This window comes from Pseudomonas sp. microsymbiont 2 (genome assembly GCF_054788395.1).
Window position 1 is genome coordinate 2,113,518 of sequence record NZ_CM139112.1, and the last position, 23,285, is coordinate 2,136,802.

Annotated in this window: 20 protein-coding genes; 15 read left to right on the forward strand and 5 right to left on the reverse strand. The window is 64.6% G+C overall.

The genetic code is table 11. The annotated features are described in order from the left end of the window. Positions 1–8 precede the first annotated feature (8 nt). From ACYUME_RS09550 to ACYUME_RS09570, 5 genes are all read right to left on the reverse strand, one after another. Positions 9–2,783, reverse strand: a complete 2,775-nt coding sequence (locus ACYUME_RS09550; RefSeq protein ID WP_460418679.1) for a malto-oligosyltrehalose synthase — start codon at positions 2,781–2,783, stop codon at positions 9–11. Continuing rightward, the gene (malQ, locus tag ACYUME_RS09555) at positions 2,780–4,849 is read right to left on the reverse strand and encodes a 4-alpha-glucanotransferase (RefSeq protein WP_460418680.1); all 2,070 of its coding nucleotides are present in this window, start codon (positions 4,847–4,849) and stop codon (positions 2,780–2,782) included. Before malQ ends, ACYUME_RS09550 begins: the two co-directional genes overlap by 4 nt. Continuing rightward, positions 4,846–6,588: a malto-oligosyltrehalose trehalohydrolase gene (gene treZ / locus ACYUME_RS09560; protein ID WP_460418681.1), complete on the reverse strand. Its 1,743-nt coding sequence runs from the start codon at positions 6,586–6,588 to the stop codon at positions 4,846–4,848. Before treZ ends, malQ begins: the two co-directional genes overlap by 4 nt. Positions 6,589–6,602: 14 nt before the next feature. Further along, on the reverse strand, positions 6,603–8,162 hold the full coding sequence (glgA, locus tag ACYUME_RS09565) for a glycogen synthase GlgA (protein ID WP_460418682.1): 1,560 nt from the start codon (positions 8,160–8,162) through the stop codon (positions 6,603–6,605). Positions 8,163–8,654: 492 nt separating this feature from the next. Next, on the reverse strand, positions 8,655–8,822 hold the full coding sequence (locus ACYUME_RS09570; protein ID WP_220037411.1) for a DUF6026 family protein: 168 nt from the start codon (positions 8,820–8,822) through the stop codon (positions 8,655–8,657). 196 nt (positions 8,823–9,018) lie between these two features. Between ACYUME_RS09570 and gnd the strand changes: the two genes are divergently transcribed. From gnd to ACYUME_RS09645, 15 genes are all read left to right on the forward strand, one after another. Next, the gene (gnd, locus tag ACYUME_RS09575; RefSeq protein WP_460418683.1) at positions 9,019–10,002 is read left to right on the forward strand and encodes a phosphogluconate dehydrogenase (NAD(+)-dependent, decarboxylating); all 984 of its coding nucleotides are present in this window, start codon (positions 9,019–9,021) and stop codon (positions 10,000–10,002) included. Next, positions 10,003–11,496 (forward strand): glucose-6-phosphate dehydrogenase, encoded by a 1,494-nt coding sequence (gene zwf / locus ACYUME_RS09580; RefSeq protein ID WP_460418684.1) that lies wholly within the window; start codon positions 10,003–10,005, stop codon positions 11,494–11,496. 294 nt (positions 11,497–11,790) lie between these two features. Then, positions 11,791–13,605 (forward strand): glycoside hydrolase family 15 protein, encoded by a 1,815-nt coding sequence (locus tag ACYUME_RS09585; protein WP_460418685.1) that lies wholly within the window; start codon positions 11,791–11,793, stop codon positions 13,603–13,605. A gap of 245 nt (positions 13,606–13,850) precedes the next feature. Continuing rightward, the gene (gene gspG, locus ACYUME_RS09590) at positions 13,851–14,291 is read left to right on the forward strand and encodes a type II secretion system major pseudopilin GspG (RefSeq protein ID WP_401105849.1); all 441 of its coding nucleotides are present in this window, start codon (positions 13,851–13,853) and stop codon (positions 14,289–14,291) included. 31 nt (positions 14,292–14,322) lie between these two features. After that, entirely contained in the window at positions 14,323–15,516 is a 1,194-nt protein-coding gene (locus ACYUME_RS09595) for a type II secretion system F family protein (protein ID WP_401105851.1), read from the forward strand. Further along, entirely contained in the window at positions 15,513–17,189 is a 1,677-nt protein-coding gene (locus ACYUME_RS09600; protein WP_460418686.1) for a GspE/PulE family protein, read from the forward strand. Before ACYUME_RS09595 ends, ACYUME_RS09600 begins: the two co-directional genes overlap by 4 nt. A gap of 22 nt (positions 17,190–17,211) precedes the next feature. Continuing rightward, positions 17,212–17,916 carry a hypothetical protein gene (locus ACYUME_RS09605; protein WP_460418687.1) on the forward strand — a complete coding sequence of 235 codons (705 nt, stop codon included), beginning with the start codon at positions 17,212–17,214 and terminating at the stop codon, positions 17,914–17,916. Next, complete coding sequence (locus tag ACYUME_RS09610) at positions 17,917–18,438, forward strand: hypothetical protein (RefSeq protein ID WP_460418688.1); 522 nt, start codon at positions 17,917–17,919, stop codon at positions 18,436–18,438. Next, complete coding sequence (locus ACYUME_RS09615) at positions 18,431–19,009, forward strand: hypothetical protein (protein WP_401105859.1); 579 nt, start codon at positions 18,431–18,433, stop codon at positions 19,007–19,009. Before ACYUME_RS09610 ends, ACYUME_RS09615 begins: the two co-directional genes overlap by 8 nt. A gap of 38 nt (positions 19,010–19,047) precedes the next feature. After that, positions 19,048–19,575, forward strand: a complete 528-nt coding sequence (locus ACYUME_RS09620) for a hypothetical protein (protein WP_460418689.1) — start codon at positions 19,048–19,050, stop codon at positions 19,573–19,575. A gap of 89 nt (positions 19,576–19,664) precedes the next feature. Then, positions 19,665–21,407, forward strand: a complete 1,743-nt coding sequence (locus tag ACYUME_RS09625; protein WP_401105863.1) for a hypothetical protein — start codon at positions 19,665–19,667, stop codon at positions 21,405–21,407. Continuing rightward, positions 21,407–21,898 (forward strand): type II secretion system protein, encoded by a 492-nt coding sequence (locus ACYUME_RS09630; RefSeq protein WP_401105865.1) that lies wholly within the window; start codon positions 21,407–21,409, stop codon positions 21,896–21,898. Before ACYUME_RS09625 ends, ACYUME_RS09630 begins: the two co-directional genes overlap by 1 nt. Beyond that, positions 21,873–22,280, forward strand: a complete 408-nt coding sequence (locus tag ACYUME_RS09635; protein ID WP_401105867.1) for a type II secretion system protein — start codon at positions 21,873–21,875, stop codon at positions 22,278–22,280. Before ACYUME_RS09630 ends, ACYUME_RS09635 begins: the two co-directional genes overlap by 26 nt. Before the next feature lie 23 nt (positions 22,281–22,303). Then, positions 22,304–22,735 carry a type II secretion system protein gene (locus ACYUME_RS09640; RefSeq protein WP_460418690.1) on the forward strand — a complete coding sequence of 144 codons (432 nt, stop codon included), beginning with the start codon at positions 22,304–22,306 and terminating at the stop codon, positions 22,733–22,735. A 139-nt stretch (positions 22,736–22,874) separates the two neighbouring features. Further along, on the forward strand, positions 22,875–23,072 hold the full coding sequence (locus ACYUME_RS09645; RefSeq protein WP_401105871.1) for an RHS repeat domain-containing protein: 198 nt from the start codon (positions 22,875–22,877) through the stop codon (positions 23,070–23,072). The last annotated feature ends 213 nt before the right edge of the window (positions 23,073–23,285 follow it).

Sequence of the window (23,285 nt, forward strand, 5' to 3'; positions counted from 1 at the left end):
GAATGCAGTTAGGCATGTTCAATCAACACATTGACCGGAAACTCCATCAGCACGGTGCTCAACATCAGCTCCCTTGAAGGGGTGACAGCACCGCCGCCGAAAAGTCCCGAGCAGTTGGCAGGCGACAAGGCAAACGGCAGGACAAGCCGGGTATCGTCCCAGTTCTGTGCCGGGATCAACGGGGTGGCGGCCGGGCCCAGCAGGGCGCTGGCCAGCCGCGGTACGACGATGATGGCGCGTGCGTCCTCGCCCAGGCGGGCGAAGGCCAGCACCTTGTCGGCGTGGCGCCCGCGCACGGTGAGCGGCAGGTAGGCGCCTCGCTGGAACAGTTCGGGGTGGGCCTGGCGGGCATCCAGCACCCGGGCGACCAGGGCCTGCTTGAGGCGGCCGTCGCGCCAGTGGGCGAGCAGCTCGGCCAGGGGCGTGGCGTCGTCCAGGCTGGCCCGTCTTGCAGGGTAGTCCACCGGGCGGCGGTTGTCCGGGTCGACCAGGGACAAGTCCCAGTACTCGTTGCCCTGGTACAGGTCCGGCACGCCGGGCGTGGTCATGCGCAACAGGCACTGCACCAGGCCGTTCAAGGCGCCGGGGCAGGCCAGGCGGCGCGCCGCCTCGTGCAGGGACTGGCGCAGCTGCTGGTTCTCGTCGTCCAGCAGCAGGCCATCGACATAGGCCGCGCAGGCCTGCTCGTAGCGTTCGTTCGGCGCGGCCCAGCTGCTGCGCAGCTTGGCTTCGCGCAGCGCCTTGCGCTGCCATTGGCGGATGCGCTCGGCATAGACGCGCAGGGCCGCAGGGTCATGCAGGTCGAGGGTCAGCGGCCAGCTGCCGAGCAGGGTCTGCAACAGCAGCAGTTCGTCGGCGGGGCTGGGGGCGTCGCCATCGTCGAGGATTTCGCGCAGCGGCGCGGCCAGTTCGCGCCAATGCTCGACACGGCTGGCCAGCCACGGGCCATGCTCGCTGAGCACCGCCAGCCGCGCCCGGCAGTCCTCGCCGCGCTTGTGGTCGTGGGTGGCGGTGGCCAGCAGGTTGTCGGGGAAGTCGCGCAGGCGGCGCTGGGCTTCGTTGTGGAACCAGGAGGCATCGGCACTGAAGCGCTCGGCGTCGAAGCCCACGTCGTTGCGCGACAGCAGACGGGCCGAACGATAGAACGCGGTGTCCTCGACGGCCTTGGCGGCACTGGGCGCGGTCAGTTGCTGGAAACGCACACAGGCATGGCGCAGGTGCTTGCGTGGCCGGCCTGGTGGCAGCTGGCGCCACGGCTGGCCACCGAGCCAGCGTTCGAGCTGATCGATCAGGGGCCGGTCGGCTTCCCCCAGTGACTGCCGCGCACCGGCCAGCGCCTGCTGGAAGAACGCTTCGTCCTCGGCGGGGCGACCGCAGGCATTGATGTAGGTGCGGTACACCGGATAGTGCTCGACCAACGCCTGCAACGCCCGGCGAATGGCACCGAGGGTGAGATCGCGGCTCATCAGGTCGTCGCGGGCTACCTGCAGCAGGGCCTGGGCCACGGATTCGCAGTCGCCGGCCAGGCTGGCGTTGAGCACCAGGTGGCGGGCCAGGCGCACCTCCTCGGGGAACGCGGGGCGTTCGCTGACGTCACTCCACAGTTCGCCCAGCGATATTTCGCCGGCGGGGTCGTGCTGCAGCAGCGACACCTGATTCATGAACTCGTAGCCGGTGGTGCCGTCGGTAAGCCAGTCGCGATGCAGGTGTTCGTCGGTGCCGAGGATTTTCTCCACGTAGATCGGGAAGTGTGCCAGCGCCCCGGCCAGTGGCCGGCGCGCCAGCAACGAGTCGATCCGCCGACGCAGGTTGCGGCAATAGCGGCGTGGGTCGGCCAGGCCGTCGATATGGTCGATGCGCAGGCCGTCGACCAGGCCGCGCTCGATCAGCTCGAACAGCTTGGCGTGGGTGGCCTCGAACACCACCGCGCGCTCCACGCGCAGGCCGCCGAGTTCGTTGATGTCGAAGAAGCGCCGCCAGTTGATGTCGTCGGCGGCGGTGCGCCAGCTGGCCAGGCGGTAGGTCTGCCGCTCCAGCAGCAGGTGCAGGCGCTTGAAGCCGTCATCAATGCGGCTGTCGAAGGCGGCGAGGGCGCCTTGCAGGTCTGCGCCGGTGGCGGCCAGGCGCGCCAGCTCACGGTGCAGTGGTTGGGCCTCGGTCAGAGGGTCGCTGGCCTCGCCGAGGGCGCTGAAGCGCGCGGCCAATGCCAGCAGGCGCGGATCCTCGGCCTGGTCGAGGATCCGCCCGTAGTCCAGCGGGCAGATCGGGAAGCGGTGATCGTGGTGGGCTACCTCGAAACGCCCCTGTTGCGCGTCGAACGTCAGTGGAATCTCGCCGTTCTGCAAGGCCAGGCCATAGTCGCTGCCGAGGAACGGCAACAGCAGCTGGCCGGCCAGCAACGGGTCGCTGGAGTGCCACTGGATATCGAAGAATTCCGCATAGGGGCTGCGCCGGCCCCAGGCCAGCAGGCTCTGCCACCAGGGATTGTCGGCGCCGCCCACGGCCATGTGGTTGGACACGGTGTCGAGGATCAGCCCCATGCCGTGCTGGCGCAGGGCGGCCACCAGACGCTCGAGCGCCGCTTCGCCGCCGAGCTCGGGGTTGACCCGGGTCGGGTCGACCACGTCGTAGCCATGCCGGGAGCCTGCGCGGGCGGCGAGGATCGGCGAGGCGTAGAGGTGGCTGATGCCCAGGCGAGCGAAGTAGGGCACCAGCGGCACTGCGTCATCGAGGGTGAAGTCGCTGTGCAACTGCAGGCGCAGGGTGGCGGTCAACGGTTTCATCGATCGCGCTCCCAGGCCTGTTCGCGGGCCTGGGCCAGCAGCTCCAGGCGGCGGGCGGCGTGCTCGTCGTCGAGCAGGTCGGCGACCTGCGCCTTGAAGCGCCGGCGCCAGTTGGGATGGCCTTCGGTGGTGCCGGGCAGGTTGGCCTGCTCGTCGCTGCCCAGCAGGTCTTCCAGCGGCACCAGCACCAGGGGCGCGCGGGTATGGCCGACGTAGCGGATCGCCGCGTCGATCAGCGCCGCGTCGTCGCCCAGCGGCCCATAGTTCTGTTCCAGGGTGCGGCGCAGGCCGTCGCGCTCCAGCGCCCGGGTGTGGCGCCAGCGCAACTCGGCGGCGGCGTCGAGCAGTCGCAGGCGATGGCTCCAGTCGATGTCGCGGCTCACCAGCCAGCCGGCCAGGGGGGCGAGGTCGTGGGTGCCGGTGGTGGCCAGGGCGTTGTCCGGCCAGTCGAGGATCGGTTTGAACTGCCCGGGCGAGGTCTGCTCGAACGGCAGCACGCGCATGCCCAGCACCGCCTTGTCGGCCAGGCGCTCGCGCAAGCCTTCGGGCACGGTGCCCAGGTCTTCGCCGAGGATGATCGCCTGGTGCCGCGTGGACTCCAGTGCCAGCAGGCGCAGCAGGTCGTCCAGCGGATAGTTCAGGTAGGCGCCCTCGCTGGGTTTGGCGCCACGGGGGATCAGCCATAGGCGGCGCAGGCCCATCACATGGTCGATGCGCAGGCCGCCGGCATGGGCCAGGTTGGCCCGCAGCATCTCGATGAAGGCGCGGTAGCCGTTGCGCCGCAGGCCCTCGGGGGAGAAGGCGCAGATCCCCCAGTCCTGGCCGGACTGATTGAGGATATCCGGCGGGGCGCCGACCTGGAGGTCGGCCAGCAGTTCGTCCTGGCGGCTCCAGGCCTGGCTGCCGGCGCCGTCGGCCCCCACCGCCAGGTCGGCGATCAGGCCCACCGCCATGCCATTGCCGCGCGCCGCGTCCTGGGCCCGTTGCAGGCTGCGTTCGGTCAGCCACTGGCAGAAGGCGTGGAACTCGACCCGCGCCGGGTAGGTATTGGCGAAGGCCTCGACCTCGGGGTGATAGGGGGCGTGCCAGGCCTTGGGCCAGCGGCGCCAGTCGGCGCCCAGGCCCGTACTGACCGCCTCGGCCTGCAGCACTTCGAAGCGGCAATGATGCTCCAGCTGCTCGCCGGCGCTGGCGCGGAAACTGTCGAAGTCCTGGCGAAGCGGATGCTCGCCCTGGCTGAACTGCCGGTAGAGCGCCTCGAGCAGGCGCAGGCGGGCATCGGCGGCCCGTGGCCAGTCCACCAGCGCCTGCTGCTCCAGCGTGTCGAGGCTCCCCTGCAGGTCGCAGGCCTCGATGGCCATGCGCACCTCGCGCTCGCCAAAGACGACACCGGGGCTGGCGTAGAGCACGTTGCGCAGCAGCCGGCTGGACGGCGAGTAGGGGCTGAAGTGGCGCTGGTCGAACGCCGACAGGGTGTGGATCGGGCTGATCGCCAGGGCATCGGCGCCGCGCTCGGCGGCGTTGCGCGCCAGTTGCTCCAGGGCCAGGCAGTCGCCGTAGCCGCCATCGCCTGGGCGGCGCAGGCTGTACAGCTGCGCCGCGATGCCCCAGCAGCGCGGCGGTTGCTGCTCGACGCGGTCCTCCAGGGCATGGCAGCGCGGCGGCGCCACGGCCAGGGTGAAGGTGCGGCCATCGATGTCCACGCGGTGGTAGCCCAGCGGCAGCTCGCCCGGCAGGCGCGCCTGGGCGTCCAGGGCCAGGCTGCGCCGGCTGCCGTCCTCCAGCGTGCAGTGCGCCTGGCGGTCGGCGCTGAAATAGCGTTGCAGGTCCAGCGGCTGGCCGACATCGACGGTCAGCAGCGGCGGCAGGTGTTTGCTGTCCTCGGCCTGTTCGACGGCGCGCAGGCTGGCAGCGATGGCGGCGACGTCGCCGGCCGGGTGGCCGAGGCCTGCGAGCACCCGGCGCAACACGTCGTCGCTGACCTGCTGCGGGCGATTGTTGGCGTCGATCCAGTCGCGGGCCAGGCCCACCCGAGCGGCCAGGCGGTGAAGGGGCTGTTCGCTCATGGCGTCTCCTGGTCGGGGGGCAGCAGGCTGACCACACAGCTGTGCGCCGCGAGGGTCGAGTCAGGGTGGGCGTTGTCGCTGCTGTCGTACAGACGCCGTTCCAGGGGCGGCAGCGCGACCGGCTGGGGCAGGGCGGCGAGGTTGAGGTCGATACGCAGCTCGTCGCCATTGCCCAGGCGCCAGCGGGCGGTCAGCGCCTTGTCGCCGAGTACCTCGCTGCCCAGGGCGCGGGTGCCGGGCAGGTGCGCGATGACATGGCGTCGACGCAGGTCGAGCAATTGCTGGTACAGGCCGTGCCAGCCGGCCAGCACGTCCTGGCGCTGGGGCCTGGAAGAGACGAAGGTCGCCTCGGCATTGGGGTCGGGTATGCGCTCGCGCTTTTGCGGGTCGGCGAAGGCATCGAAGTGGGCGAACTCGCCGCGTCGCCCCTCACGCACCGCATCGGCCAATTCATCGTGAAAGTCGGTGAAGAACAGGAACGGCTCGCGGCTGCCGTCATCGTCGCCCATGAACAGCAACGGGATCATCGGCGCCAGCAGCAACAGCGCGGTGGCGGCGCGCAGGGCCTGCGGCGGGCAGAGGCGGGTGAGGCGTTCGCCCAGGGCGCGGTTGCCGACCTGGTCGTGGTTCTGCAGGAACAGCACGAAGGCACTGGGCGGCAAGTGGCCGCTGGGCTCGCCCCGAGGCGTGCCGTGGCGGTCGGGCTGGCCCTGGAACACGAAGCCTTCGGCCAGGCAGCGGGCCAGCTGGTCGATCGGCCGGTCCTTGTAGTCGGCGTAGTAGCCTTCGGTCTCGCCGGTCAGCAGCACATGCAGGGCGTTGTGGCCGTCGTCGTTCCATTGCGCGTCGAAGCCCTGGTGCAGCAGCGCGGCCTGGTTGTGCTCGTTTTCCAGCACCAGCCACACCTGCCGTCCGGGCTCGACGGCGGCGCGTACCCGCTGTGCCAGTTCGACGAGAAAGTCCGGTTGGTCGATGGCGTGCACCGCGTCCAGGCGCAGGCCGTCGCAGCGGTAGTCGCACAGCCACATCAACGCGTTCTGGATGAAGTACTCGCGCACCTCGGCGCGGCGAAAATCGATGGCCGCGCCCCAGGGCGTCTGTCGGTCGTCGCGGAAAAAACCGCTGGCGTAGCGGTGCAGGTAATTGCCGTCTGGGCCGAAGTGGTTGTAGACCACGTCCACCAGCACCATCAGGCCATGGCCGTGGGCCTGGTCGACCAAGCCACACAGCGCCTGCGGCGTGCCGTAGCTGTGCTGCGGGGCGAACGGCAGCACGCCGTCGTAGCCCCAGTTGCGCGCGCCGGGGAACTGCCCCAGGGGCATCAGCTCGATGGCGCTGATGCCCAGCTCGGCCAGGCGCGGCAGCACCTTGGTCACGCCGTCGTAGCCGCCGAGCAGGCCCACGTGCAGCTCCTGGATCACCGCCTCGTGCCAGGGCCGGCCCTGCCACGGGTGCCGCCATGGATAAGCGCCGACATCCGCCAGTGCGCTGGGGCCGTGCACGCCCTCGGGCTGATAGCGCGACGCCGGGTCGGGCACCTGCAGCTCATCGTCGATGCAATAGTGGTATTGCTCGCCCGCCTGGCAGGGACCGACACCGGTGTACCAGCCATCGCCGTCGGGCCGCAGCGCCAGGGGCGGCCGCTGCCCGATCGCCACGCTCACGCTGCGCGCATCCGGCGCCCAGAGGGCGAAGCGCGCCGACGTGGCGTCCAGCAACTGTGCGCCATGCTTGTGCATCGCCGGCTCTCCGCTCAGTAGTGGGCGTACTGCGCCTGCCTGACCAGGTCTTCGTACAGCCGGGCGTAGGGTTCCACCGCCTGGCACCAGTTGAACGGCTGGGTCATCGACAGGCAGCGCATGGCGTTCAGCAGGCTCTTCTTGCCGTACACGTAGAAGGCGCGGGCCAGGGCCTCGCGGTAGCTGTCGACGGTCGAGTCGTCGAACAGGAAGCCGGTGACGCCGTTGTCGATGGTGTCGGCCAGCCCACCGGTGTTGCGCGCCACCGGCAGCGAGCCGAAGCGCTGGGCGTACATCTGGCTCAGGCCGCAGGGCTCGTAGCGCGACGGCATCAGCAGGAAATCGGAGCCTGCGAACATGCGCCGGGCATCGGTCTCGTTGAAGCCGATGCGCACGCCGATACGGCCCGGATGCCGCAGGGCCAGCTCGCGCATGGCCTGCTCCTCCTCGGGTTCGCCGCGGCCGATGATGGCGATCTGGCCGCCCTGCTGGACGATGTAGTCGGCCACCCCCAGGGTCAGGTCCAGGCCTTTCTGGTAGACCAGCCGCGACACCACGGCGAACAGCGGCCCGTCCGACGGCTCCAGTTCGAACAGCTCACGCACCTGCTGGGCGTTGCGCGCCTTGCCGGCCCAGTCGTTGAGGCTGAAGTTGTGGTGCAGGTGCTGGTCGGTGGCCGAGTCCCAGCTTTCGTCGATGCCGTTGGGGATGCCGCCGAGCAGCCCTTGCTGGGCCTTGCTGGCGAGGAAACCGTCCAGGCCGCAGCCGAACTCGGGGGTGGTGATCTCCCGGGCATAGGTGGCGCTGACCGTGGTGATGTGGCTGGAGTAGGCCAGCCCGGCCTTGAGGAACGACAGCTTGCCGTAGAACTCCATGCCTTCCTGTTGCATGGCGTGGTCGGGGATCGCCAGCTCTGGGCTGCAGCCGCGGCTGTACACGCCCTGGTAGGCCAGGTTGTGGATGGTGAACAGGGTCGGCGTGCTCAGGCCGCGCCAGTGCATGTAGGCCGGGGCCAGCCCGGCCGGCCAGTCGTGGGCATGCACCAGGTCGGGGCGCCAGTGGGCCATGCCTTCGCCGGCGGCGATTTCCGCCGCCGCCAGGCCCAGGCGGGCGAAGCGGATATGGTTGTCGGGCCAGTCGCGGCCGTTGTTGGCGCCGTAGGGGGTGCCGTCGCGCTGGTACAGCTCGGGGCAGATCAGCACGTAGATCACCAGGCCGTCGGCCAGGTCCATGCGGCCGATCTTGCACGGTGGCAGGGCCGCGTGGCCGCCCAGTTCGCCGACGATATGGATGGGGTTGTCGCTTTCCATCACCTGGCGGTAACCAGGGATCAATACCCGCACGTCGTGCAGGTGCGCCAGGGCGCGGGGCAGGGCGGAGGACACGTCGCCCAGGCCGCCGGTCTTGACCAGGTCGGCGATCTCCGAGGTGACGAACAGGATCTTGCGCTTATTCGGATTGTGCTGGCGCTGGGCGCCGGGTGCCTTGACTGTCGGGGCGAGCGCCGATGGCAGCGGCTCGCGGCTATCCGGGTTGAATGACTCTACGTGAGGTTCGACAGCGGCACTGATCATACTTCTCTCCGTCCCTTGTTCTGGTGTGTGCTTAACGTTGGCTCGTGGGTGTGCTCTCTGATCGTTGTTGCATCTTCGTAGTGCGGTCCTTGCCCCAGATTCGTGCGCGCAGGCACGGCACGTTCGGCATTCCGGCCGAAAGACGTATGGACTGGTTGGGGTGGGCGGGCCTGACGTGAGGAAGTCCTTTTGCGTCGGCCCACTTAAGTCCTGACCTGCCCGTGTTTTGCAAAGTTCGACTTTTTTACGTCACTTTTTTATGAGCAAAACGCGGGCCGAAACTGGAGTGTAGGAGACGAAATGCGACAAAAGTGACCCGTTGGTCATATTTCTCGGGGACGTTTGCCCGCGCAAACGTTGGCGAGTTGTTGCAAAATATGAGGGTCGCAGCGCAACGCAACGGGTTCGACCCGCGGCGGGCGCGATACGGCAACAAGAAAGGGCGTCAGCGAGAGGGTGGGAGCCATGGCGCTCCCACACGGGAAGGATGAATCAGAGACCGGCGGCCTTGCCTTGCACGCGGGCCTGCTCCAGCAGCAGGTTCAGCTGGGCGACCTGCTGGCGCAACTGGTCGCGTTCGTCCTTCAACTGGCGCAACTCGTCGCGGCGCACGGTGACATAGAGGGTCTGGGTGGGAGTGGCTGGCATCAGGGTACCCATGGCACACCTCGCATGGCTGGTGACAATTGGAAGCGTAGTCGCTTCATGCGGCGCGCATTCTGAATTCTCCGCAGGCCCTTGGGAACTTTTTTGTTTATCGTTGTCGCCCCGTTCGTCGGTGAACCCTCTGCCAGAACGCTGGACTAATCTGAAATCGTCAATTGTTGTAAAGCAAAAGCTACTGGAGCGTCGTCACATGCAACTGGGAATCATCGGGCTTGGCCGCATGGGCGGCAATATCGCAAGGCGCCTGATGCGCGCAGGTCACAGCACTGTGGTCCACGATCGCAACCGCGAAGCCATCACCACCCTGGAAGGCGAAGGCGCGGTGGGCGCCCACGACCTCGGTGCGCTGGTGCAGAAACTCAAGGCGCCGCGCGCGGTGTGGGTCATGCTGCCCGCCGGCGAAATCACCGAGCAGACCATCGCCCAGCTGGCCGACCTGCTCGAGCCGGGCGACGCCATCATCGATGGCGGCAACACCTTCTACAAAGACGACGTGCGCCGCGCCGCCGAGCTGGGCAAGCGTGGCCTGCACTACCTCGATGTCGGCACCTCCGGCGGTGTATGGGGCCTGGACCGTGGTTACTGCATGATGATCGGCGGTGAAAAAACGGTGTTCGAGCGCCTGGAGCCGCTGTTCAAGGCCCTCGCCCCAGGCGTCGGCGACATTCCGCGCACCCAGGGCCGCAGCGGCGAGCACGACCGCGCCGAGCACGGCTACATCCACGCCGGCCCGCCCGGTGCCGGTCACTACGTGAAGATGGTGCACAACGGCATCGAGTACGGCCTGATGCAGGCCTACGCCGAAGGCTTCGACCTGCTGCGCAGCAAGGGCGGCCCGGAATTGCCGGAAGACCAGCGCTTCGACCTGAATGTGGCCGAGATCGCCGAAGTGTGGCGCCGCGGCAGCGTGGTCACCTCCTGGCTGCTGGACCTGACCGCCGACGCGCTGGTCGCCGACCCGCAACTGAGCGAATTCAGCGGTTCGGTATCCGACAGCGGCGAAGGGCGCTGGACCATCGACGCCGCCGTCGAGCAGGCCGTGCCGGTGCCGGTGCTGTCCAGCGCGCTGTTCGCCCGCTTCCGCTCGCGCCAGCAGCAGGGCACCTATGGTGACAAGATCCTCTCCGCCATGCGCCTGGGCTTTGGCGGCCACGTCGAGAAGAAGAAGGACTGAATGAGCAAATCGACCATTCCCGCTGCGCCGCCGTGCACCCTGTTCCTGTTCGGCGCCAGCGGCGACCTGGTCAAGCGCCTGCTGATGCCGGCGCTCTACAACCTCAGCCGTGACGGCCTGCTCGACCGCAACATGCGTATCGTCGGGGTCGACCACAACGCCTCCACGGCTGAAGCGTTCGCCGAGCGCCTGCACGCCTTCATGGCCGAGCGCGACGCGGGCAAGTGCCTGGACGAGAAAGTATGGGCACGCCTGGCCAAGCGCCTGGACTACCAGACCGGCGACTTCCTCGATCCGCAGACCTACCAGGCGCTGGCCCGGCGCATCGACAAGACGCGCCACGGCAACGCCATCTTCTACCTGGCCACCTCGCCGCGCTTCTTCCCCGAGGTGGCCCAGCGCCTGGGCGATGCCGGCCTGCTCGACGAGGCGGGCGGGGGCTTTCGCCGGGTGGTGGTGGAGAAGCCGTTCGGCACCGACCTGGCCAGTGCCGAGGCGCTCAACGCCCGCCTGCTCAAGGTGATGAGCGAGCGGCAGATCTACCGCATCGACCATTACCTGGGCAAGGAAACCGTGCAGAACATCCTGGTCAGCCGTTTTTCCAACGGCCTGTTCGAGTCGTTCTGGAACAACCATTACATCGACCACGTGCAGATCACCGCCGCCGAGACCGTCGGCGTCGAGACGCGCGGGGCCTTCTACGACAACACCGGCGCCCTGCGCGACATGGTGCCCAACCACCTGTTCCAGCTGCTGGCCATGGTCGCCATGGAGCCACCGGCGGCTTTCGGCGCCGATGCCGTGCGCGGCGAAAAGGCCAAGGTGATCGGCGCCATCCGCCCCTGGTCGCAGAAGATGGCCCTGCGCAATTCCGTGCGTGGCCAGTACACCGCCGGCAAGCATGGCCGCAAGCAACTCCCCGGCTACCGCGAGGAAGCCAAGGTCGCCCCGGACAGCCAGACCGAGACCTACGTCGCCCTCAAGGTGATGATCGACAACTGGCGCTGGGCTGGCGTGCCGTTCTACCTGCGCACCGGCAAGCGCATGAGCGTGCGCGACACCGAGATCGCCATCTGCTTCAAGCCGGCGCCTTACGCCCAGTTCCGCGAAAGCGAGCTGGAGCGGCCCAAGCCCAACTACCTGAAGATCCAGATCCAGCCCAACGAAGGCATGTGGTTCGACCTGCAGGCCAAGCGCCCGGGGCCGGAGCTGGTGATGGAGAATGTCGAGATGGGCTTCGCCTACAAGGACTTCTTCAAGATGACCCCGGCGACCGGCTACGAGACGTTGATCTACGATTGCCTCACCGGTGACCAGACCCTGTTCCAGCGTGCCGACAACATCGAGAACGGCTGGCGCGCCGTGCAGCCGTTCCTCGATGCCTGGGCGGCGGAGGGCGGCGAGGTGCATGGGTATGCGGCGGGGGAGGATGGGCCCGAGGCGGGTGACGAGCTGCTGACGCGGGACAAGCGCGAGTGGCATGACTTGGGGTGAATGCTGATCGGTTCAGCTCTCATTGCGGGACCAGCTTGCGCTATTCCTGTGGGAGCGGGTTTGTCGGGGCGCCGAACCGCCGCGAAGCAGATGACGCGGAGCCTGGCACCGGCTCTGCCGGTGTTCGCGGCTGAAGCCGCTCCCACAGGATGCGCGCCGACCTCAAGCCATGCGCTGTGCCTGTGTGAGTGGGCTGGCCCCGCGTGAGGGCTGAGGTCGCTGCGCAACTCCCAGCGGAACGACTGCAACCGCCAAGGCATCCAAACTCAGGCCCACCCCGCCAGAGGATCCCCGATGCCCGCGCTGATCGAAGACTACGCCCTCATCGGCAACTGCCGCAGTGCCGCCCTGGTCAACCGCGATGGCGCCCTCGACTGGCTGTGCCTGCCACGCTTCGATGCCCCTGCCGTGTTCGCGGCTCTGCTGGGCAACGAGGAAAACGGCCGCTGGCGCATCGCCCCCAGCGACCCCGTCGAACACCGTACCCGGCGTTACCTGGACGACACCTTGGTGCTGGAAACCACCTGGACCACCGCCAGTGGCCGCGCCCGGGTGCTCGACTGCATGCCATTGGGCGAGCGCAACGCCGTGCTGCGCATCGTCGAGGGCCTGAGCGGCGAGACGGCCTTCGAGATGGACCTGGTGCTGCGCTTCGACTATGGCCGCAGCGTGCCCTGGGTGGAAAAGATCGATCCACGGACCCTCAGCGCCGTCGCCGGCCCCGATCGCCTGATCCTGCGCAGCAGTATCGAAACCCATGGTCGCGACCACCACAGCGTCGCGCGCTTTCGCGTGCGTGCCGGGGAGCGCCAGGTGTTCAGCCTGTGCCATCAGGCCTCGCACTTGCCCGTGCAACCCGCTTGCGATGTCGAGCACGCCCTCGAGCAGACCATCGACCAGTGGCAGGCCTTCGCCGCCCGCTGCCCCGATGTCGGACCCTATACCGAGCAGGTGCGCCGCTCGTTGCTGACCCTCAAGGCCATGACCTACGCGCCCACCGGCGGCATGGTCGCGGCCGTCACCACCTCGCTGCCCGAGCGTGTTGGCGGCGAGCGCAACTGGGATTACCGTTACTGCTGGCTGCGCGACGCCACCATGACCTTGCTGGCGCTGATGAACCTTGGCTACTTCGACGAGGCCCAGGCCTGGCGCGAGTGGCTGTTGCGTTCGGTGGCCGGCAACCCTGAGCAGATGCAGATCATGTACGGCCTGGCCGGGGAGCGTGACCTGCCTGAGTTCACCTTGCCGTGGCTGCCCGGCTACGAGCAATCGCAGCCGGTGCGGGTCGGCAACGCCGCCTCCGCGCAGTTGCAACTGGATATCTACGGCGAACTGGCCGATGCCATGACCCAGGCCATCAAGGGTGGCCTGCCGCGCCATCCGCGCAGCGCGGCGATCGCCCGGGCGATCCTGCCGTACCTCGAGCGCATCTGGCGTGAGCCGGACGAAGGGCTGTGGGAAGTACGCGGCGGTCGCCAGCATTTCGTGCATTCCAAGGTCATGGCCTGGGTCGCCTTCGATCGTGCGGCGAGCCTGGCCGATACCACCGAGGAAGACCGCGAGAGGGGGCGCCATTATCGACAGGTGGCGGATGAGATCCGTGATGAGGTGTGTCGCCGTGGACTGGATGCCAGCGGCAGTCACTTCGTTCAGGCTTATGGCTCCACTGAGCTGGATGCCAGCCTGCTGCAGATTGCGTTGACCGGTTTTTTGCCGGCACAGGATCCGCGCTTTCAGCGCACGCTGCAGCAGATCGAACGACGCCTGCTGCGCAACGGCCTGCTGCTGCGCTACGACAGTGACAGTCGCAGCGACGGCCTGACGCCGGGGGAGGGTACTTTCCTGGTGTGTTCGTTCTGGCTGGCGGATGTCTATGTGCTGCTGGGGCGCCAGCAAGAAGCGCAAGGGCTCTATGAGCGGCTGATCGGGCTGTGCAATGACGTGGGGTTGCTGGCGGAACAGTACGACCCGGCGGGGCAGCGGATGTTGGGGAATTTTCCGCAGGCGTTCAGCCATATCGGGATCATCAATACCGCGTTGAACCTTCACCGGGCGCAGTGTCCGGTCCGAGCGAGGGCGCGTTGTGCTGCTGTCGGGTCGAGGCGATGAGCGTGTTCTCGGCAGCATTTTCGATCGAGGCCACGCGTTGACCCGATGTGGTGCCGCAGGTGTGAAAAAGTATCTTCAAGCTATCACCAATCCGCTAAATTTATGGCATTGTGCAATCATCTGGGCGGCACATTGGCCACGGTATGCCTTTCCCGCCGTACGCGTGAGCGAAGCTGCGTATGGATCGAGCAACACCGGATAACAAGAACAGGACATTCCATCCAAGGACAAGGTAGGAATCAAGGATGAGCTACAGATCCACGACGGGTTTCCAGCGCGCGCGTGCGCAGGGCTTCACACTCTTGGAATTGCTGGTGGTGCTGGTCATCATCGGCTTGCTTGCCAGCATCGTCGGGCCCCGGTTGTTCGGCAACGTGACCAAGTCTGAACTGACCACGGCCAAAGCTCAGCTGGACATTCTCGGAAAGGCAATCGATCAGTTCAGGCTCGATGTCGGACGTTATCCCACCACCCAAGAGGGGACTTCCGTCCTCAATACCCCGCCGCCAGGAGAATCGCGCTGGCAAGGTCCCTACCTGAAGAAAGACGTACCCGCAGATCCCTGGGGCGTTGCCTACCAATATCGTTATCCTGCCGAACGATCCAAGGCCGATTTCGACCTCTTTTCCTTTGGCAAGGACCGCACGCCAGGGGGCACTGGCGAGAACGCCGATATTACCTATTGATTGCCGCCTTCTTCCTTTCTGGCGACGCACCATGTCCAAATATCGAGTTCGTGGGGTATCACGGCTAGGCGTGATAACAGAAGTGCTGGTGGCTGCTGATTCTGCCGAGGCCGCTGGTGAACAGGCCGCCAAAGTGGTTGGCGATGTCATTCAAGTGCGCGCGGCTGGGTGGCAGTTCGCTGATTGGGTCCGGCATCGCCGGCTGGACATCGGTTTGCTGACCCATGAGGTTCTGTCGCTGCTGCAGGCCGGGCTATCGTTGATCGAGGCGCTGGAAGCGCTGGTCGAGCGCGAGGGCGCTGTCGTGCACGATCGGCAGGTATTGCTCGGTGTGCTGGGGCGGGTTCGAGAGGGGCAACCCCTGTCCCGCGCGCTCAGGGGGTATCCACGAGAATTTCCCGAGCTGTTCGTGGCGTCGATCGCCGCCAGTGAGCACACGGGTGAGTTAGTCGATGCGTTGCAACGGTTCCTGCGTTACAACATCCAGACGACCCAGGCTCGTCAGAAAATCGTGAGTGCCTCACTGTATCCGCTGCTGTTGATGGCAGCCGGTACGGCAGTGGGCGTGTTTTTGCTGTGCTACCTGGTGCCGAGATTCAGCGAGGTCTATGACAACATCAACACGGAGCTGCCGCTGCTGTCGCGATGGATGATGGGGTGGGGGCGATGGTTGAATGGTCACTGGCCATGGGCGCTTGGTGGCGCGCTGAGCCTGGCGGTTGCTCTGGTGTTGCTGTCGATGAGGCCTGAGGTCCGCAACGGCGCGATGGCATTGCTCATCGGCAATCGATGGATCGGTCCCAAGGTGCGACTGGCGCAGCTGTCGCGATTCTATCGTGCGCTGGGCTTGCTGCTGAGCGGCGGCATACCGATGATCAAGGCGCTGCGCACGGTGCGAGGATTGCTCGACGACTCCCAGAAAGCGGCACTGGACAGCACTATTCGTGAGGTCGAGGAAGGCAAGCGCCTAAGCGATGGATTGGCCAACGGCGGCCTGGTTACCTCCGTGGCGCTGCGTCTGATCCGTGTTGGCGAGCGCAATGGGCAGTTGGCGACCATGCTGGAGCAGACTGCGCAGTTCCACGACGCTGAGGTGACGCAGTGGCTCGAGCGCTTCTCGCGCTTGTTCGAGCCAATCCTGATGGTCGTGATCGGGTTGGTGATCGGGGCGATCGTCATCTTGCTCTACCTTCCCATCTTCGATCTTGCCGGGGGGGTGCAATGAAGTCCTGCGACCACGATTGGCTCGAGCAATGCCTGCTGCCGGCACGTACGGCATTCGAGCTCGAGCGCGAACCGGTACTCATTGCACTCGAACGCTTGTCGGGACGCTCGAGCGAAGAGGTTCTTCAGGCCGTTGCGCGCCACTCGAACTGGATGCTGCTCGACGAGCGCGAACTGGCCGCGCTGAAGCCTGATTTCGATGCATTGGATTACTCAGAGTGCCTGCGGCGTGAGTGTCTTTTCGCGAGGGCGACAAGTGACGAGCGCTGGTTGGTGGTGGCCGATCCGCTGGATCCTGAAGTGGCGAGCTGGGGTAGCTATCGGTTCCGCGGCGCTTTCCGATTGGCCTTCGTCCATCCGCATATTCTCAAAGCTGTACTCGGCCGATACGAAGGACACGAGCAAGCGATCGCGCACCTGAGCTCGGTTACCGTGGAGGCGGGTACCACGCGCGCCGCCGATGAGATTTCTCCGGCATCGATCGCGCGTGATGAAAGCCAGGTGATTCGCCTGGTCAATTCGACGCTCTACGACGCTCACCGCCAGGGTGCCAGTGATATTCACTTCGAAAATTCTGGTCAAGGTCTGGTGGTCAAGTACCGCCTGGACGGCGTGCTGTTACCGGCTCGGGCATTGGCTGACCTGTCGATCACCGATGAGGTGATCTCGCGGATAAAGGTCATGGCGGAGCTGGACATCGGTGAGAAACGCATCCCCCAGGACGGGCGTTTCGCGGCAACGATGAATGGGCGTGCGATCGATTTTCGAGTGTCGGTGATGCCTAGCATGTTCGGTGAGGATGTCGTTCTGCGAATTCTCGATAAACAGTCGTTGACTGCCGAGCTGGCGCGCCTGGATCTGGATATTCTGGGGTTCGATGGGCACTCGCGCGGCGTGCTTCGCAAACTGGCTGCGCAACCCTATGGCATGTTGCTCGTGACCGGCCCCACCGGTTCCGGGAAAACCACGACACTGTATGCCACGCTGAGCGAAATCAACCAGGGTAGTGACAAGATCATCACCATCGAGGACCCGGTGGAGTATCAACTGCCCGGCGTGTTGCAGATCCCCGTGAACGAGAAGAAGGGGCTGACATTCGCGCGCGGTTTGCGCTCGATTCTTCGCCATGATCCTGATCGTGTGCTGGTAGGTGAAATACGCGACCGGGAGACTGCGGAGATCGCCGTGCAGGCGGCGTTGACCGGCCACCTGGTATACACCTCGGTCCATGCCAACAGCGCATTCGATGTGTTGAGTCGATTTCGCCACATGGGGGTCGATGTCTACAGTTTTGTCACCGCGCTCAACGGTGTGATCGCACAGCGGCTGATTCGCCTCAATTGCGTCCATTGCGCCGAGCCGGTCAAGCCGGATGCAGGCTTGCTGCACGCATCGGGCCTGGATTGCGCAGCGGTGGCTGGCTGGACGTTCAAGCAGGGGCGCGGCTGTGCCCAATGTCGAGGTGTAGGTTACCGGGGCCGCTGGGCAATTGCCGAAGTGCTCGTGCTGACTGACGCGATGCGTGAGCTGATCGCGGGGCAGGCGTCGGTCACGCGACTGAAGACCCTTGCTCGGGAGCAAGGCATGCGTTCGTTGCGCGATCAGGCCTTGCAGGCGGTTCGAGAAGGCACGACATCACTGGAGGAGATCAATCGTGTCACATTCGTGGATTAGGCGATTGCGTTGCCGTGATCGGATGACGCTTTTCATTGGCGAGACTTCCCTGGCATGGGAGGAGCCGCAAGACGGGCTCATGACTGCGCGAATAGCGTTCAAGGGTGCGGAGCTTGCGGATGTCACCCAGGCGCTTGCCCAGGCGCTGGAGAGCGTTGGCACAGGCGGGCGATTGGTGGTGGATGTGGTGCTGGGCCTGCAGTGGTGCCGGCATCTGCTCCTCCCGTGGGACGAGCGCCTCGTGGATGGCGAGCTGGCAGGCTCGATGGCATGGCGTATGTTCACGCGCTGCTTCGCCGATCCGCCAGAGGCGTTCACGCTGCTGCTGTCGCAGTCGAGGTACCGCGGCGCGCAGGTCGCGAGTTTCGTACCAGGCGAGCTGATTGCTGGCCTGAAGCGGTTGTTCGCAGTCAATGGCATTTCGCATGGGCGTATCGAGCCACTCCTGTCGTTTGCATGGCGTCAGTTGCCCTGTTCGGTCGAAGACCGCGCAAGTGTCTTCATGGTCGATGAGTCCAGGGTTTTGCGCATCGAGATCGAGACGGGTTGGCTGACGGCCCTCGACGTTCGACCTTGTTCACACCCTGCAGACTTTCCACCTTGGGAGACGGCAGCATCGACCTATGTCTATGCGCCCGAGGGCAGTCTATCGGCATCCTGGTCAAGACACCCTGTCGATGTGTCCCGGCGCTGTTTCGATTATGTTCTCTACGCAGGTGGCCAGTAGATGCAGTCACTGGAGATCGACTTTGGCGCCGCCCCTCGATCCACGCGATGGTGGCTTGGCGCGTCGTTGGCGCTTCTGCTGAGCGTCGGTCTGGTAGGGTGGCGAGCCCAATTGCTCGCGCAGCGGGACGTTTTGCTCTCGGCCCTGACAGTGGAGACGGCATCACCGCGCCCGAGTCACGCCAGCACGAACGCCGCCGCGCGAAAATCGGAAGACGAGATCAGGGCGATGGCCGCGGCCTTGCGCTATCCATGGGGCGCGGTCTGGGGGGCCTTGCAGCGTGTCGAAGGCTCGATCAAGACACTCTATCTGGAGCCCGTGAGCGTTCGAGATGGTACCTGGCGGCTGACAGGTCAAGCCCAGGACTCTGCCTCGATGCTGGATTTTCTGCAGCGGTTGTCGGTGGAGCCCGCGTGGCGCTCGGTTCATCTGGAAAGTGAAACCTTCCAGGAGGCGGCGACCAATGTCGGGACTTCTTCGGTGGTTTTCCAGGTCGCTCTGGAGTGGGCCGATCATGAGTGACTGGTTATCAACTGCTTCATGGGGGGCGCTACGCTGGCATGGGCGCAGAATCTGGTTTGCGCTGAGTGTGCCGCAGATCATCTTTTTTGCATCGCTGCTTTTCTCGCTTCTGGTCTGGTGGCTCATCATCGAGCCGCTACGCCACGATGTGAAATCCTTGCGGGCAACGCCGCCAACGGTGGCCGCCGGGCAGGCGGACCCCGGCGCCAGGAGCCCAGACCTGGTCGGTGACTTTCTGGCATTCTTGCCAGCGCAAAGCACCCGCTTGCACTACCTGGAGACGCTGCACCAGTTGGCGCGTGACACCGATGCTCGATTGCTGCAGGCCGAGTATCAGATCAAGCGACAAGCCAATCTTCCTGTCGTCGAGTTGGCGGCTCGCCTGGTGCTGACCGGCCAACCTACGGCGGTGCGGCATTATCTCGATCAGTTGTTGGTGCAGATGCCCAGCCTGGCGATCGAAAACCTGACCTACGAGCTGCTGGTGGGCGATGCCTCGGCGAACGTGCGACTGACCTTGAACACCCGGCTCTACATGCGTGCAGGTGTCGCAGAAGAGCCGGCGCCATGATGGCCAGGGAGGGGGTTTCCCGAGCCCTCCAGGTCGGGATGGCACTCGTTCTGGTGCTCACCCTGGTGACGCTGCTCGAGCCATCCCCGGTGCTGTTACCGCAGTCCGGGCCGTCGTCCGTCGAGCGAGGTGACCAGGCGCATCGCGCGCCCGTGCAGGTGGTGTGGACGCGCCAGCCATCTCTGTTGGATGAGGCACAGTTGCCAGGCTACCAGCCCGAGGTCGCCGCCGAGCCAGTGGAGAGGATCGAAACACTCCAGCAGTCGTTGCCCGAGCCCATGCCGATACCGGCGATGGCGCCTGACCCTGTTTATCGTGGGCGCTTGTTGCGCGGCGGTGAACACTATGTGTTTCTGGACAATGGCGACGGCGTTCATGCCTACAAACAAGGGGACAGTATCGATGAAAAGTGGCGGCTCACGCGTATCGATGAGCAGCAGGTGCAGCTGCGCGACCGGCAATCGGGCGTGACCAGGCAAATACCGATGGTGCGTGCGGATCAGCCGCTGTCGAACGACGCAGGGGGGCATGTGTTGCCCGTCTCCCAGAATCTTCCAATACAGTGAACATGGACATGACAAGAGCAGCCAGGCTGCCCTCTCGGCTGGGAGGACTATGGATAGTACTTGGGTGGCTGTTGACCGGGTGCGCCACCTTGGAAAATCAGGCGGAGCAAGCGCAGCAGCTCATCGAGCAGGGGAACTTCGAGGAAGGGTTGTCCAGCTACCGTGAGTTGGCGGAAAAAGACCCCATGACCTACGGTTTGCTCTATGTGCAACGCCGTGACCATATCCTGACCGACCTGATGCAACAGGCAAAAAGCGCCCGCGAGGCTCGACGATGGCAACTGGCGAGCGATTTGTACCAGCGGGTATTGAGCCTTCAACCGGGAGCGGAAATGGCGAGCCGTGCCCTCGTCGACATTCCTCGGGAGCAGGCACAGGCACAGGCGCTTGACGCCGCGCGGGCCGACATTGACAAGGGGGATCTCAAGGGCGCGCGGAAGCGCTTGGAATCGCTGCTGCGCATGGCACCTTCGCAGCCCGAGGCCGGGCAGTTGCTGGAGTCCGTGCAGCGCCAGGAAGCGCTCGCGGCAGGGACGGACATGACCAGTGACGATCCCCGCTTGCAGGAGCCGATCACCCTGGAGATGAGCGGCATTTCACTGCAGGACTTGCTGCGTATCCTGACACAGACATCAGGCATCAACTTCGTCCTTGATAACGACGTGCCGTCGGACTTGCGCACCACCATCTACTCTCGGCATACCACCGTGCTCGCGGCCTTGGACCTGGTGCTCAACATGAATCAATTGGCGCGCAAGACGCTGAGCGACAATGCGTTTCTGATCTATCCCGACAAGGAGGAAAAGCGCAGCCGCTATGAGGAATTGATGGTGCGTACCTTTTACCTGAGAAGCGCGGACCCAATAAAGATTCAGGACATGATCAAAGCGTTGGCGGCACCGCGTACGATCTATGTGGATGAAGCGCAGCGCATTGTGGTCGTGCGTGATCGACCTGGTGTGATCGCCGCCGCCGAGCGCCTGGTCGCAATCTATGACATACCAGAGCCAGAAGTCGTCATGGAGGTGGAGATCATGGAGGTCAACACCGATGACAGGAGCAACCTTGGAATCCAGTACCCAGATGCCTTGAGTGTGGGGGTGAAAGGGGCAGGAGAGAAACCCGGGGCGTTGTCATTCGAGGAACTGGGTAATCTCAACAGCAGCAACTTTCTGCTCTATTACCCAGACCCTCTGGCGATCATCAATTTCAAGAAGGCGGGGGGCGACGCACGGTTGCTGGCCAACCCACGAATACGCGTGAGCAGCCGGCAGCGGGCGAAGATTCTGATCGGAGACAAAGTCCCTGTTATCACGACGACGGTCAACCAGACCTCGAGCGCGTCGATGGAGTCTGTCAGTTACCTGGATGTCGGATTGAAGTTGGAGGTGACACCGGAAATCCACTTCAACGACGACGTGTCGATCAATGTCGACCTCGAGGTCAGCAATATCGCCAAGGAAATTCGTTCGACCAATGGCCTGCTGGCATATCAGATAGGTACCCGCAACGCCACGACTATGTTGCGTTTGCGTGACGGCGAGAAGCAGGTCCTGGCGGGGCTGCTCAAGGATGAATCGCAACAGGCGACTTCGGAGATTCCGGGACTTGGCTGGATTCCAGGCATAGGTCGGCTCTTTTCGAACAAAAGCAAAAATAATGCGCGCTCGGAGATCGTGTTGCAGATCACCCCGCACATTGTGCGAAATGGTCAGGTTCAGGCCAACCAGCCGCCTGCCTTCGAGTCGGGTACCCTGGAGCGGGCATCCACTCGATCCCAACGCTTGACGCCGACAGGTCAGTACAGCTCGGCCCGCATGGATAACCCGTGATGCGTGGGCTGGCCTCGCATCGACACAACGGTGGTTTCACCCTCGTTGAAATGGTGGTGACCGTGGCATTGGTGGCCTTGCTGGCATTGATCGTCACCCCCCTGGCACAGATGACCATACAGCGTGCCAAGGAGCAGGAGCTGAGGACCGCCCTTTGGCAGATTCGCGAGGCGATCGACGCGTTCAAGAAAGCGGGCGACGAAGGGCGGATCTATCGCTCCGCGACGACCACGGGCTACCCCGAAAGCTTGCAGTTGCTCGTCACTGGCGTGACCGACCTGCGTGATCCGAAGGGCAGAAGGTTGTACTTCTTGCGACGTATTCCTCGTGATCCCATGCAGCCAGAGGCGTCACGCGGTGGTGAGCGCGGCTGGGGCCTGCGCAGCTACGCCAGCACGGCCGAGGCACCGCAAGCGGGGGACGATGTGTACGACGTCTATTCACGAAGCGCAGGAACAGGATTGAATGGCATACCTTACAAGGAGTGGTAGGCAGCGCGGCAAGCGGCTTGAAGGGTTTACCCTCATCGAGCTGTTGGTCGTGATGGCCATTGTCGCGACGCTGCTGATGATCGTCGTTCCTCGTTATGTGCAGCAAGTGGACAAAGCACAGGAGGCGGTGCTCAGAGAAAATCTCGCACAACTGCGTCAGGCGCTGGATTTCTACATGGCAGACCATGATCGCTATCCAGAGAGTCTGGAGGTATTGGTCGAGCTGCGTTATCTGCGGCAACTCCCGGTAGATCCACTGACCCGACGTAGCGATACCTGGGAACGTGTCGTCAAGGATGATGGAGGCACTTCGAGAATCGTCGATGTGCTCAGTGGCGCGACGGGCAAGGCGCTGGATGGCACGGAATACCGTTCATGGTAAGAGGCCGTTGGTGGCAGACAGGGTTGACCTACTTCTGGTTCCTGTTCGTCGTGTTTCTTGTCACGGTGGGGGCAGGGCATTACCTGGATCTCCAATCGCGAGTGGCGCAACGCTACAAGGAGGTTGAGTTGATACGGCTGGGAGAGGCTTACAAGACAGCGATCCAGGCGTATTACCTGAGTTCTCCGCAAGGCGCGTTTCGCTACCCGGATCGCTTGGAGGAGCTGCTGCATGATCGACGTCATGTGGTGGTCAGACGGTATCTGCGCCGACTCTACCTTGATCCGATCACGGCTCGTCCATTCTTGCCCGTGCCGTCCGAAAACGGTGGCATCGCCGGTGTTCGCAGCGGTTCTCCAACGCGTCCTTTGGCCAAGGCACTCAAAGGTGCGCAAGCGTCGGTTGCCGATCCACAGCGATACAGCGACTGGCAGTTCATCTATCTCGGTCCCTGAGTAAAAAAATGATCCGATGAGGTGGCACAATGCTGGCTCTTTTCTATGCTGTCGTCAGCAAGCCATTTCTTGGAAAGCGGGAACCATTCCCGTCGGGGGCGACATGGACGTTGGCAAGAATAAGAAAAGGTATGGATCCTTGTGTTGCTCGATGCTGGTCAGCCTGGGCCTGATGGTCTCAGGCGCTGCATCGGCTGGCACGGTCAGCTATACCTACGACCCGCTGGGCCGGGTCACCCAAGTGGTATACAGCGATGGCAGTACGACCACGACCATTTCCTATCAATACGACGCGGCGGGTAACCGGACCTCGGTAACCACGACCCGCTCACCCTGACATTCGGCACATGGTCCTCTCTGTCATTCATGGCAGGGGGCGATCTTGTGCGTGTGTTTCGCAAATGGATAAAGCCAACGCTTGTTGCTGCCCGGTTTCTGACCGGGAAGGGGAGGATGCATGAGTTCGTTACGTAGGCTGTCGGCAGTTGCTGGGCTAGCGAGCCTGGTTGTGGCTTGTGGTGTGTCGGCGCAAGGCAATGTACACGTAATA